The 12,399-nt window shown below is 56.7% G+C and carries 15 protein-coding genes; 4 read left to right on the forward strand and 11 right to left on the reverse strand.

What is annotated here, in order from left to right; genetic code table 11:
• The first annotated feature begins 301 nt into the window (after positions 1-301).
• A complete protein-coding gene (locus AAE045_RS16055; RefSeq protein ID WP_455548583.1) occupies positions 302-1,018 on the forward strand; it encodes a DUF2076 domain-containing protein in 717 nt (238 codons plus the stop codon).
• Here AAE045_RS16055 and AAE045_RS16060 read toward each other — a convergent pair.
• From AAE045_RS16060 to AAE045_RS16070, 3 genes are read right to left on the reverse strand one after another with little or no spacing between them, the layout of a single operon-like run.
• On the reverse strand, positions 1,015-1,476 hold the full coding sequence (locus tag AAE045_RS16060) for a YaiI/YqxD family protein (RefSeq protein WP_455427153.1): 462 nt from the start codon (positions 1,474-1,476) through the stop codon (positions 1,015-1,017). The two genes, AAE045_RS16055 and AAE045_RS16060, sit on opposite strands and share 4 nt — an antisense overlap.
• Positions 1,476-1,931, reverse strand: coding sequence for a DUF421 domain-containing protein (locus AAE045_RS16065; RefSeq protein ID WP_455548584.1), 456 nt, complete (start codon positions 1,929-1,931; stop codon positions 1,476-1,478). Before AAE045_RS16065 ends, AAE045_RS16060 begins: the two co-directional genes overlap by 1 nt.
• Before the next feature lie 9 nt (positions 1,932-1,940).
• Positions 1,941-2,456, reverse strand: coding sequence for a hypothetical protein (locus AAE045_RS16070; protein ID WP_455548585.1), 516 nt, complete (start codon positions 2,454-2,456; stop codon positions 1,941-1,943).
• 104 nt (positions 2,457-2,560) lie between these two features.
• Between AAE045_RS16070 and proC the strand changes: the two genes are divergently transcribed.
• A complete protein-coding gene (gene proC, locus AAE045_RS16075; RefSeq protein WP_455548586.1) occupies positions 2,561-3,370 on the forward strand; it encodes a pyrroline-5-carboxylate reductase in 810 nt (269 codons plus the stop codon).
• Positions 3,371-3,436: 66 nt separating this feature from the next.
• Here the strand turns inward: proC and adrA are convergent, their stop codons facing one another.
• The 6 genes from adrA to AAE045_RS16105 form a co-directional block, all read right to left on the reverse strand.
• A complete protein-coding gene (adrA, locus tag AAE045_RS16080; RefSeq protein ID WP_455548648.1) occupies positions 3,437-4,555 on the reverse strand; it encodes a diguanylate cyclase AdrA in 1,119 nt (372 codons plus the stop codon).
• 99 nt (positions 4,556-4,654) lie between these two features.
• Entirely contained in the window at positions 4,655-4,963 is a 309-nt protein-coding gene (locus tag AAE045_RS16085; protein WP_455548587.1) for a PsiF family protein, read from the reverse strand.
• 98 nt (positions 4,964-5,061) lie between these two features.
• Positions 5,062-6,477: an alkaline phosphatase gene (gene phoA, locus AAE045_RS16090; RefSeq protein WP_455548588.1), complete on the reverse strand. Its 1,416-nt coding sequence runs from the start codon at positions 6,475-6,477 to the stop codon at positions 5,062-5,064.
• 90 nt (positions 6,478-6,567) lie between these two features.
• On the reverse strand, positions 6,568-6,828 hold the full coding sequence (gene iraP / locus AAE045_RS16095; protein WP_455548589.1) for an anti-adapter protein IraP: 261 nt from the start codon (positions 6,826-6,828) through the stop codon (positions 6,568-6,570).
• Between the two features lie 200 nt (positions 6,829-7,028).
• Complete coding sequence (locus AAE045_RS16100) at positions 7,029-8,255, reverse strand: multidrug efflux MFS transporter (RefSeq protein WP_455548590.1); 1,227 nt, start codon at positions 8,253-8,255, stop codon at positions 7,029-7,031.
• 68 nt (positions 8,256-8,323) lie between these two features.
• Positions 8,324-9,022, reverse strand: a complete 699-nt coding sequence (locus AAE045_RS16105; RefSeq protein WP_455548591.1) for an extensin-like domain-containing protein — start codon at positions 9,020-9,022, stop codon at positions 8,324-8,326.
• A gap of 134 nt (positions 9,023-9,156) precedes the next feature.
• Here AAE045_RS16105 and ddlA point away from each other — a divergent pair, with 134 nt between their 5' ends.
• Positions 9,157-10,257: a D-alanine--D-alanine ligase gene (gene ddlA / locus AAE045_RS16110; RefSeq protein WP_455548592.1), complete on the forward strand. Its 1,101-nt coding sequence runs from the start codon at positions 9,157-9,159 to the stop codon at positions 10,255-10,257.
• Between the two features lie 3 nt (positions 10,258-10,260).
• On the opposite strand, the gene AAE045_RS16115 is transcribed toward ddlA, so the two are convergent.
• Positions 10,261-10,488: a DUF2754 family protein gene (locus tag AAE045_RS16115; protein ID WP_455548649.1), complete on the reverse strand. Its 228-nt coding sequence runs from the start codon at positions 10,486-10,488 to the stop codon at positions 10,261-10,263.
• Positions 10,489-10,760: 272 nt separating this feature from the next.
• Here AAE045_RS16115 and AAE045_RS16120 point away from each other — a divergent pair, with 272 nt between their 5' ends.
• Positions 10,761-11,087, forward strand: a complete 327-nt coding sequence (locus AAE045_RS16120; RefSeq protein ID WP_455548593.1) for a DUF2755 family protein — start codon at positions 10,761-10,763, stop codon at positions 11,085-11,087.
• Positions 11,088-11,140: 53 nt separating this feature from the next.
• Here AAE045_RS16120 and AAE045_RS16125 read toward each other — a convergent pair whose 3' ends face one another.
• On the reverse strand, positions 11,141-12,250 hold the full coding sequence (locus tag AAE045_RS16125; protein ID WP_455548594.1) for a DUF1615 domain-containing protein: 1,110 nt from the start codon (positions 12,248-12,250) through the stop codon (positions 11,141-11,143).
• Positions 12,251-12,399 lie beyond the last annotated feature (149 nt).

Genomic DNA, 12,399 nt, shown 5'->3' on the forward strand with positions numbered 1-12,399 from the left:
GAATAGATCCAGCATACCAGCAAACTAGTACAAACGTTAAGTGTAAAATAATCGTTACAATAAAACAGTAATGTAACAGAAGGAACAGTGTGACGCCGCAGCCGGTTGCGCGCAAACCGTAAAGGAAAGCTACCAGCTTTTATGTGCGCCACCTTACTTGAAAGGCGGCGTTAAAAACAACCCCAAAGAAGCAGGGATTCGGTTACACATTCGTGCACAGCTTTACCCGCCGTTTATTTTACAAGAGCAGATTCTGATCCAGACTGAATAGTGATAACTGATGATGACAGAGGGATGAACCATGCAATCTGCAGAGCAGCGTCTGATCGACGGGCTTTTTGAAAGGCTGAAAAAAGCAGACGACAACAGCGCGCCACGCGAACCGGCGGCGGAGCAATTAATTCAGCAGCACCTGGCCCGCCAGCCCGGTGCCGCCTACTACATGGCGCAGACCATCCTCATTCAGGAAGCGGCCATGAAGCAGCTCAACGCGCGCATTCAGGGGCTTGAAGGGCAAATCGCCCAGCTTCAACAGACGCCACGTCAGCAGCAGAGCAGCGGCGGTTTCCTGGCGGGGCTGTTCGGCGGTGGCGCAAACCGCGGTGCCGACCCTGCCCCCGATTCACAGCGCTATCAGCAGAACGCCGTCCCCGGCACCTACAATGCCCCGCAGATGGCGGCTCCGGGCTATGCCGCACCGCGCGGCGGCACGGGCTTTATGGCCGGCGCGTTACAGACCGCAGCGGGTGTGGCAGGCGGGGTGATCATGGCGGATATGCTCACCAGCATGTTCCACCATACGCAGCCGGAGGAGCTGGTGAATATCATCAATGAGTCCGCCCAGCCGGTGGACAACACGGCGGTTAATGCGGTCGAGGATTATAACCGGGCCGATGACAGCCAGTTTCTGAATCAGGACGCGGGCCTGCCGCAGGACGACAGCAGCGACTTTGCCGACCCCGGCTTCGACGGCTTTGGTAACGACGATTTCGGCAACGACGACGATAACCTGATTTAACCTTTGCCCGCGCGGCTTGCCGCCAGCAGCCACTTCTCCAGCTCGTTGGCGAACTGCTGGCGGTCGCGCTGGTTTAAGGTATCCGGCCCGCCGGTCTGTACGCCGCTTGCGCGCAGGGTATCCATAAAATCGCGCATGGTCAGCCGCTCGCGAATAGTGGCCGGGGTGTAGCGCTCACCTCGCGGGTTCAGCGCCACGGCGCCTTTTTCAATCACGTCTGCTGCCAGCGGAATATCGGCGGTGATCACCAGATCGCCGCTTTCGCAGCGGCGTACAATTTCGTTGTCCGCCACGTCAAAACCTGACGCCACCTGCAGGCTGCGAATAAAGCGGGACGGTGGCGTCTTCATCCCCTGGTTGGCAACCAGCGTCACCATGATCTGCGCGCGATCCGCTGCGCGAAACAGCACTTCTTTTATGACTTTTGGACACGCGTCGGCGTCCACCCAAATCTGCATTACGAACTCTTCTCTTCGGCGGGAATGATGGCGATCTTGCCGTTCTTTTCCAGAATGGCAAACTTTATCTGTTCCATGCGCTCAAGCCCCTGGGTGATGCGGGCCGACGAGAGCACGTCGTCGAGGGTAATGCCAGCCTTGCGCATTCGCTTACCCAGCGGGCGGCCATGCTCCACCAGAATGATCGGCGATCCGTCGATAAACAGCTCCACTTTGGGAAACCACTCTTTGATTTTGCCGAACAGGATATCCATCGCGATCAGGGTGATGATGGTGATGGCCGCGCCGGTGAAAGAAAAATCGTTGCCCAGCAGCGCCTGCTGGGTCGCCTCGCTGATGATCAGCAGCAGGATAAAATCGAACGAGGTCATCTCAAGCAGCGTGCGCCGCCCGGCAATTTTCAGCACGATCATCAGCAGTATGTACATCCCGACCGCGCGCAATACGTTGTCCATTCCTGGCTCCTATGGCAGTACCCACTGGCTGATGGTCACCGGCTCGGCCCCTTTCAGCCTGAACGTTGACGTAAAATGTCCGGCAGACTGAGGCTGAGCCGTCAGCCACAGCGCCTGTTCTTTTCCTTCGTTAGCGGGCCACGTCAGCACCATTTCATGCTGGCTGGCATGGGTGATCATCGGCTGCGGCTGGAGAGTCTGAATCTGGAAGTTATCCATAAAGTCCTGGCCAAGGGTCAGGACCGTCGGCTGCCCGGTTGCGGATTTGACGCGAAGGGTGAAACTCTCGTCGCTCTGCGCCCGCATCACCCGCTGATGTTCTACCAGCAGGGTGCCTGCCGGGTTGCTACTGGTGGTCTGGCTTAGCCAGCCGTCTGAAAAAACGCCCAGTAATGAAAGCACTACCAGCAGCATCAGGCAGATGCCGCCCCATTTTTCAAGTTTCCACTCTTTAACCTGCCAGCGCATATCCTCTTCCACGGGATGCGTGCGGCTGGCGTACTCATCGATTACGCGTTTTCCCATAGCCACCTCTCAACGTTTTCTTAAGCGTAGCCGAATCGCCTGAAAGCGCGTTAAGCTATAGACATCAGTTATCTATTCCCCACCTTGACCCCAGGAGCGACGCTTTGGATAAGAAAATTGGATTTATTGGCTGCGGCAACATGGGTAAAGCAATTCTCGGCGGCCTGATCGCCAGCGGCCAGGTTCAGCCGGGCAGCATCTGGGTTTACACCCCGTCACCCGACAAGGTTGAGGCGCTGCGCCAGGAGTTCGGCGTCAACGCCGCGCAGAGTGCTCAGGAAGTTGCGCAGATTGCGGATATCGTCTTCGGTGCGGTGAAGCCAAACATGATGTTAAAGGTGCTGGGCGAAGTGAACTCCAGCCTGAATAAAGAGACGGTCGTTATCTCGATCGCCGCAGGCATCACCCTGGACTCGCTGGCAACCGCGCTGGGGCACGACCGCAAAATCATTCGCGCTATGCCCAATACACCGGCGCTGGTGAATGCAGGCATGACCTCGATTACGCCAAACGCGCTGGTCAGCCCGGAAGATATCGCCGACGCGGTAAATATTTTCCGCAGCTTCGGCCAGGCGGAGGTCGTCAGCGAAGCGATGATCCATCCGGTTGTCGGCGTGAGCGGCTCCTCACCGGCCTACGTGTTTATGTTTATCGAAGCGATGGCGGATGCTGCCGTGCTGGGCGGGATGCCGCGCAAGCAGGCGTATCAGTTTGCCGCCCAGGCCGTGATGGGCTCCGCGAAGATGGTGCTGGAAACCGGCATGCATCCGGGCGAGCTGAAAGATATGGTTTGCTCGCCTGGCGGGACAACCATCGAGGCCGTGAAGGTGCTGGAAGAGAAAGGCTTCCGTTCCGCCGTGATGGAAGCAATGGCGAAATGTATGGCGAAGTCCGAGCAGCTCGGTAAGTCGTAATTTTGGATTTGCGGTGGATGGCGCTTGCGCTTATCCACCCTACTACTACCCGATAAATTATCACGCTCATGCGGCAGCTTCGATACGGCCCCGCCCGGCATTTTTTGCTTTATAAAGTGCCACGTCTGCGGCCTTTAGCCAGCCACGGTAGTTGACCATTCGTTTGTCGAACTCCGCCACCCCCACGCTAATCTGCAGCACTACCTGAGGCGCACACGGCAGCCGGAATCCATCCAGATGCTCGCATACTCTCGTCATCGCCTGAACCGCGTTATCCAGCGGCGTGCCTGACATGATCACCCCAAATTCGTCGCCGCCGAAGCGCCCAATCACATCGGTCGCGCGCAGAATAAGCTGCAAATGCTCGGTAATCGCCATAATGGCCTCATCGCCCACGTCATGGCCGAAGGTATCGTTGATGCTCTTAAAGTGGTCGATGTCGATGAGTAACAGCGTGGCCTGCCGCTGGTAGCGCTGGCAGTTGTCGTACTCGCCGTGCAGAAGATGCTCCCAGTGGCGACGGTTATAAACGCCGGTCATCCCATCGCGCGTGCTGAGGTGCATCAGGCGGCGCTTGTGCTCCGCAAGTTTAATGGCCGTTTTGTAACTTACCAGGCCATAGTAAACGGGATAAATAATCAGCATTGGCAGGCAGATCCACACCTGAGAGGGCATGGTTTCCAGGTTTAGCGGCATCTGGGTTATCCCAAGCGTCAGCAGGCACGACAGCACAATCATCGCCAGCCCGCCGGCAAACAGCTTTACGCCGCCGCAGCCGATATTATTCATGCACATCATGGCGACGATCAGCGCGGAGGGCAGCGCATTCAGCCCCATCACCGCAATCCACATTCCCCCCATGCAGGAGTCCAGCATCAGGTTGCGCCTTTCTGCCCAGGCGGGGTCGCGCGCCCGGTCGGCTATCTGCCAGGCAAGGTGCGGCCAGATAAAGCCGTTTGCCACCAGCAGCAGCCACCACCAGCCGGAAACCGGCTGTACCACCAGTACCGAAGCCACGCAGAAAAAACCGGTCGCCAGGCCTATCACTCTGGGGATATAAACTCGCCGGGCAAATCGCCGTGCGGAGCGATGCCTGTCATCATCAAGCCAGGTCGGGCCGTCCATAATTCCCCCGGAAAACCATCTGCTGAAGCCGCGTTCATCATTCATGATATTTAGGAATATTCTGAAACATTTGGCGTAATTATAGAGGGGGTATTCGGGAGGAAAGTATGATTTTTCGGGTGAGCCAGCGGAGTGGCTCACCCGTTGGAACTAAGCCACCTATTTTTTCAGGCAGTTACTCATGAAGGTTTTTCTTGCGTCACCGGTCAGGGACTGCTTGCCCGCATCGGCGTTACAGGACTTCATTTTTTGCTGCTGCGGCGTGAGGCTTTTCTGCGCGGGAGCGGAGTCAGCGTTCTTCAGGCAGCCGCTCATGTAGCTCTTGCGCTCATCCCCCTTCAGGGTTTTCGCCGTCGCCTGCTGGTTACAGGTGGTCATTCGCTGCTGCTGGGGCGTCATGGCTTTATCTGCCGCCGTAGCCGACCCCACCACACCTGCCAGTAACACCATCACTAATGCAAATTTCATATGACATTCCTTTTTGTTTTATCGCGCTTTAATTCTGGCCCGCGCGGACGAAAAAGGCGAATGACTGACCAGAATTTAAGAAAACGCCATGCGTTTTGTTACGGCAGTTCCAGCGCCGCCTTCATGGTATAGAACAGATCGGTCTGGTCGGTTAACCCCACAACGTTCGCCGCCCCCGGACCATAGGCCGCAATGCGCAGCTGCGTGCCGGTGTGCTCCTGGGACTCCCCTTCTGAGTTGCCGTAGCTGATGACCATCACCGAGCCATCTTTGGTATTTAACGCCTGCGTCAGGCCCGGCGCTTTGGTATCCGGGGCAACAATCTGGCTTGAGTGCGCGTGGTCAGCGGTCACGACGACCAGCGTATTGCCATCCCTGCGGGCAAACTCCAGCGCTTTTTGCACCGCCTCGTCCAGATCTACCGTCTCGCCAATCTGTCCGCAGGGGTTTGCGGCATGATCCTGCTTATCGATAGAGGCCCCTTCTACCTGCAGGAAGAAGCCTTTTTCATTGCCTTTGAGCAGCTCAATGGCTTTATCCGTCATCTGGGCAAGCGTCGGCACGCTGGCATCGCGCTGTGGATTGGGTGTGCAGGTGACGGCTGGTTTATCAATGTTGCCGTGATAGCTGGCCTTCGGCCCTTCCCAGCGTACCGGCATATTGCCCGGCGCAAACATGCCAATCAGCGGCTTTTGCTGGCTGGCTTCGCTGATGGCCGCAAGCCCGCTGGCATTATCAACCCACTGGTAGCCCCGCACCTGCGCCTGTTCACGAAGGGTTTTACCGCTCCACTCCCCTGCCTTCGCCGTCTCAGCGAATGTCGTCGCTCCGCCGCCTAATGTCACGTCCGGGCGGGCATTAAGAAGCTGTTCGGTAATTGAGCCTTTGCCGCCATTTTCCAGCGCGTTAGCCGCGCATTTTTCGCTGGTTACCGTCGGGCCATAGCACTTACGGGAAGTGACATGAGATACGAGCGCGGCTGGCGTGGCGTCCTGAATTTCCGCCGTGGAAACGTTGCCGGTCGCCTTACCGGCGGCTTTCGCGAGTTCGAGAATGGTGGGATGGTCTTTGCCGTTAACGTCGACGCCCAGCGCCCCGTTATAGGTTTTTACGCCGGTGCTCCATGCGGTGGCCGAGGCGGCAGAATCCGTGACGTAGTCAGGCTTGTGGGTCTGCTTATCCAGCGAATAATGGGTGTACTGGCCGGTCAGCGGCAGCGCGTCAATGCCCTTAAAGAAGCCGCCCGCCCCTTCAGCATAATTACGCGCGGCGGTGATTTCAGAATCCCCCATGCCGTCGCCGATAAGCAATATGACATTTTTAGCAGGCTTATTAATTATTGACGCGCGCAGGGCTTCGGCCTGGTCGTTATTAATACGTCTGGCGCCGCCAGGCTGGGTGATATCCCCGGCTGCCGCGCGAATTTCTAGGGCAGATGAAGCCTCTTGTGCAAAAGTAAGCGGAGCGGTTAGCAGTAAAGGGAATAACGTTAGAATTTTTGTGCTCTGTTTCACTTTATTTTCTCCATGTAAAAACTACAGGCATAAATAAAAACAGAGCAACAATATAAATATCTGATGACAGTTAAATGACAGCGGCGGGTTTCAGCTTCGTGGATGGGTCAGCAGCTTCTCTAAATATTGTTGCAGGAGCTCAGTATCACGGGTAGTAACAACCCCCTTTGGGCGAGCGTCATGCATAGCAGCCTCAATACTGGTTATTAAGGCGTTTTGTTCACTTTGTTCCATTCTGCGCAGCAGGGCCGTCACAACGATTTCCAGCGCTTCGATTTGTGCGACGAACTCTTTCGACTCTTCTTCTTTTTCAGCGAGTTTAACCAGTAGCTCAGCTATGAGATTTTTCATTGCCATTATCCCTAAAAGGTTGAAAGCAGACGGTAGCATTCCCTCCGGAAGTTGCCTAGTGGGCAGAACTATTATTTTTATATGACAGGTTAAGAGTGTGCGAAAGCGCAAAAAAAACTGCATACAGCCGATATATAAAATATCGATGCGATCTCATTATCTCTGATTTCCTTTTCAGAAATAATGAAATGGTGCAGAAGTTAATTAAATCTATTCTTAACGCCCAGCCGCCGATCCTTCTGGCGTTTACGGTGCAACGCGAAGCCAAGCTGCACGATGTTGATCAGCACCACCACGGCGGTGGCGGCAAATACCCAGCGGAACCCGGCCATGGCGGACACGCCCGCCCCCAGCAGCGGCCCTACCACGTTGCCCAGATACATAAACGACTGGTTATAACCAAATATGCGCCCTGTCACCTGGTCGCTGGAATACTTGACCAGCAGCGTCTGCACGGCGGGCAGCATCGCCCCGTCGGCAAAGCCCAGCAGGAAGCGCAGGACCGCAAGCTGCATTGGCGAGGTCACAAAGGACATGGCGAAGAACAGCACCACGGCAATGATAAGCGTCGCCATCAGCACGCGAGCCGTACCGATCCGGTCGCCGAGCTTGCCTAATTTGGGTGCCGAAAAGAGCGCGGAGATCCCCGGCACCGCCGCAATAAAGCCGCTGATAAAGGCGATATTGGTGCTGTCGGGCGAGAGATGTTTAATAAACAGCGCCAGGATCGGGCCGATGGAGCCGTTACACAGCTGGATGACCAGCGTGGTAATAAACAGGCTCAGCATCAGCCAGGGATAGGGCAGCGTGGCAAAGACCGCTTTCCCGGAGAGCCGCTCGGCCCTGCTGATTTTCGGGCGCACGCCTTCTTTAATCAGCAGCAGCGTCACGGTAAAACTGACCATCAGCAGCGCCGCCGTAACAAAAAACACCATCCGCAGGCCCAGCGTATCCGCCATATACCCGCCCAGCAGCGGCCCCACTATTACGCCGCTGATTTGCGCGGTAGAGAGCGTACTGATTGCCCAGCCGCTGCGCTCACGGGGGACCTGCGAAGCGACCAGCGCCATAGCATTGGGAATATAGCCGGAGGTCAGCCCCATAATCGCGCGCAGAATAAAGAGCTGCCAGACGTTGGTGGCAAAGGCCTGCAAAAAAATCGCCACGGCCATGCCGAGGGAGGCGCGCAGCAGCATCAGCTTGCGGCCTTTGCGGTCCGCGAGGCTGCCCCACATCGGCGAAACGATGGCGGACACCAGGAAGGTCACGCTGAACGTCAGCCCCGACCACATCGACAGCGCCTGGTGCGACGTGACCCCCAGCTGCTCGACGTAGAGCGGCAAAAACGGAAGAATTTGGCTGATGGCCAGGCCGGTAAAGAAGCAGCCGAACCAGACCGAGATAATGTTGACCTTCCAGGATTCCATACGATGCGCTTAATCAGTGGGGTGAATAAAGGGGCGAGATTCTGTGAAGTTTATCATACAAATTAATTTCATCGACACAGACCGTAGCCGCGCATGCCCAGATGGAAATGGTTGGCGTGCGCCGCGTTGTACTCCGGCCCCAGCGAGTTGCCGAAGAACGGGCAGCCTGCGTCAAATGCCGCATGCAGGTACTCGCTCCCCCTGCCGCTGGCCTGCCAGCCTTTCACCACGCTCACCTGCTGCTTATTGGCAAACCCGAAGCCGCTGATATCCAACGCATCCGCCGTGGCGTGCTCGCTTAGCCGTGCATCCTTACGATTGTAGATGTTGCGACAGGCGTAGCTGCCGAGATGGTTCACGCGGACTAGCGGGCTGCCAAAAGTTGTTTTTGCGAGCGGGGCCGCACGCTGATGGATAAACATGGTGGCGCTGAGCGCCAGCGGGCAGCTCGCGAGAAAGCTGCTGCTCAGTGAAATCTCCCCGAAGCTCTGCACCCTGACCACATCGGTAAGCGGGCAGGTGCCCCCGGTGTTCGGCACCGGCCGAAAGCGCAGCTGCTGGCGCTCCGCCGCCTGTTCCAGCAGCGCCAGGCAGGTCTGGGGATGATTCGCCATCTGGCGCAGCTTGTAGCGGGTGACCAGCGTCGGCGGATCGTCGATAGAAAGCGGAGCAAAGGGGTTGTACTGGGCGGGCAGTCGCTCATAAAGCCATAGCCCCGCCAGCGCCGTCACGGTGAAACCAATCAGCATGTTTACTCCTTTTGCCATTCCCCGGCCCTTTATTGATTACGGAATAATCAGTATAGAAGTCAGGACGTTTTAAGCCGCCACGAAGCACATGAATCCGCGTTATGAGCGTGGTATGTTGTCCCCCTTCGTAATGATTAAGGATGGGTTTGGGCATGGCAAAACTGCGGGTTGGTATCGTGTTTGGTGGCAGGTCGGCGGAACACGAGGTGTCGCTGCAGTCGGCAAAAAATATCGTCGACGCCATTGATAAGGCGAAGTTTGAGGTCGTGCTGCTCGGCATCGACAAACAGGGCCAGTGGCACGTTAACGACGCCTCCAGCTATCTGCTCAACGCGCAGAACCCGGCGCTAATTGCCCTCAACCGCTCCGAGAAAAATGTCGCCCTGGTGCCTGGCCAGACGCGGGACCAGCTGATTGACTCCAGCTCCGCGCAGCAGCTTCCGCAGTTGGATGTGATTTTCCCTATCGTGCACGGCACGCTGGGCGAAGATGGCTCCCTGCAGGGCATGCTGCGCATGGCAAACCTGCCGTTTGTGGGCTCCGGCGTGCTGGGCTCTGCGGTAAGCATGGATAAAGACGTCACCAAACGCCTGCTGCGCGATGCCGGGCTGAACGTCGCGCCGTTTGTCACCCTCACCCGCGCCAGCCGCAGCAAAATCACCTTTGCCGAGATAGAGCAGAAGCTGGGCCTGCCGCTGTTTATCAAACCGGCAAACCAGGGCTCTTCCGTGGGCGTGAGCAAAATCAGCAACGCGCAGCAGTATGAAACCGCCGTGGCGCTGGCGTTTGAATTCGATCACAAGGTGGTGGTGGAAACCGGCATCAAAGGCCGCGAAATTGAGTGTGCCGTGCTGGGCAACGATGACCCGCAGGCCAGCACCTGTGGCGAAGTGGTGGTCAGCAGCGACTTCTATTCTTACGACACCAAATACATTGACGATAAGGGCGCGCAGGTTGTTGTACCGGCGTCACTGCCCGAGGAGATTAACGATAAAATTCGTGGGATTGCCGTGCAGGCCTATCAGGCGCTGGAGTGCAGCGGCATGGCGCGCGTGGATGTCTTCCTGACCGAAGACGGCGAGGTGATTATCAACGAGATCAACACGCTGCCCGGCTTCACCAATATCAGCATGTACCCAAAACTCTGGCAGGCCAGCGGCCTGGATTACCAGACGCTGATCTCACGGCTTATTGAGCTGGCGCTTGAGCGTCACCAGCTGGACGCCCGGCTGAAAAGCTCGATTACCCACTAAAGGCTACTCTTCTGCCGTCCCCGGCTCCTCCGGCTCCGGGCGACGGCGAATGATAAAGCTCGCCAGCCAGAAGCAGATTATCCAGGTGACCAGCCCCACCGCGTAGTTCTGCCAGCCTTCGGTTTGAAAACCGAGCAGGCCAATCACCCCGTTTAAGATGAAAATCAGCCCGATCGCCACGGCATAATAGTGCCAGTCGCGCCGCATTTTCTGACTCAGTGTTTTTGCCATCATGATGTTATCCGCCCGCCGTCATTCAGTGGCGGCATTGTCGCATAGCCGCCGCCGGGAAACCGCTCGTTTATAGACGTCAATCGAGATTATGTTACGAAAATTGCATTTAAGTTACGAAATTGTGATAACACGCAAAAATTGCGCATCCAGGAAGATTCCGGCGCTGAAATTACCAACAATCTGATATTGACAAACCTTATGACCTGCCACACTTGCTGCAATTATCGGGCGGAAACCTGATTGGCGGTACGGTTACACGGGAGGTCTCTATGACTGAAATTACCTTGTCGAAACACGTTGTCCCCACAACGATTACCGTTTCTTCATCCAAAACTGGTGGCGCTACCCTGAGCAATATCGCCTATGCGGTATTCATTCTGTTCTGCTTCTGGGTCGGCAGCCAGATCCTTAACTTACTGGTGCATGCGCCAGGCGTGCTTGAGCACCTGGCTCAGGGCAACGACGCAACCCGCCCGCGCATTGAGATGGGGCTGGCCGTAAGCACCGTGTTTGGCCTGGTGCCGTTCCTGCTGGGCTGCGCTTTCCTCGGCCTGATTGCCCTGATGGTGAAATACCACCACCGGCACGAATATTAAGCATCGGATGACGCTGCGCTTATCCAACCTACGCCAGCGTCATCCACCATTTTTTACCTCTTCATACAAGCCGCACGTCTGTCATCTACCCGTTTTGCAAACCATGCCGTCGTTAAATTACGGGTGATTTTCGGGCTTTCCAGCGTGATGCCCGGCAGCATCTCACGCGGTAATTTCTTGCCCGCTTTTTTCTCCGCGAGCGCGTAAACCTGCTCGTAGAGATCGGTCTTCTCGAAGTCGATGCTGTCGCCTTTCTGTAGCGCCCGATGGATCTGGCTGTCGCTCATATCCAGCCTGCCCGCCAGCTTTCTGACCGCAAGCTCCGTACTGCCCGCTTTGTCTGTGTTATAGAGAATAAGATCTCCGTCCAGCGCCAGCTTCGTTCCCGTAGCCTTGCTTACCGCATTCTGGAAGGCGGCGTTGCGGCTGGCGTACCATCCGGCGTTGAAGTCCGCGAAGCGGTATAAAGGCCGGGTGTAATTCGCCGGGTAGTTCAGCAGATGATAAGTGCCGAACCACATGCCGCCCCGCCGGGTAAAGACTTCCTGACGCACCGTGCCCTCCATCTTCCACGGATAGCCGCTGGTGTGCTGCTCTGCAAAAGCAATGCTTACCTGCATCGGCCCGCCGGTGTGCACCGGGTTGAGGTTGCCGAACAGCTTCTGTCCCATCGGCACCATGCCGATAAAATCGTCGAAAATGGCGCTCAGCTGGCCTTCGGTTTTGACCTTGTCCAGCCTGTCGCTGTAGCTCTTGCCGTTCGGTGATTCAATCTTCAGCGCGGTATGCACCAGGAACGCCGGAATGTGCATCTTTTCGGCGCGGCGGTCGATCTCTTTCCAGGCGATAGCGCTCAGGTTCGGCACCGCCGGGTCCGCCACCAGGTTGGACTCCTGCTGCGCCACCGCCAGCACGGAGCAGATATTCTCCTCGCTTGGCGCGATATCCTGGCTCTTGAAGGTGGTCGCTAACTCCTTCGCCCAGGCGCTGCGATCCTTCTGGCCCGGCGGCAGCTTTTGCTTCACCACCGTTTCCACATCCACCGGCTTTGCGGTTTCGGAAACGGAGGGGGCGGTTTTGGTAGTACACCCGGTAAGGAGCAGCGCGGCCCCCAGGCTCAGGGCAAAAAGTCCATGCTGTCTGTTTTCAGTTGCAGTCGTCATAACGTTCCGTTGTGCTTGTTTTGTCTGGCCCGCTTGAATAATCGCCACGTCAGGGCCGCCGGGCTAAGGTTTAACTGTGCCCGCTATTGCCGCCCCTGACAATCATAAATACTGATGAATCAATCATATCAAGATATTTGAGCTATCAG

Origin of the sequence: Dryocola clanedunensis, assembly GCF_038405435.1 — a bacterium.
Classification (GTDB): domain Bacteria; phylum Pseudomonadota; class Gammaproteobacteria; order Enterobacterales; family Enterobacteriaceae; genus Dryocola; species Dryocola clanedunensis_A.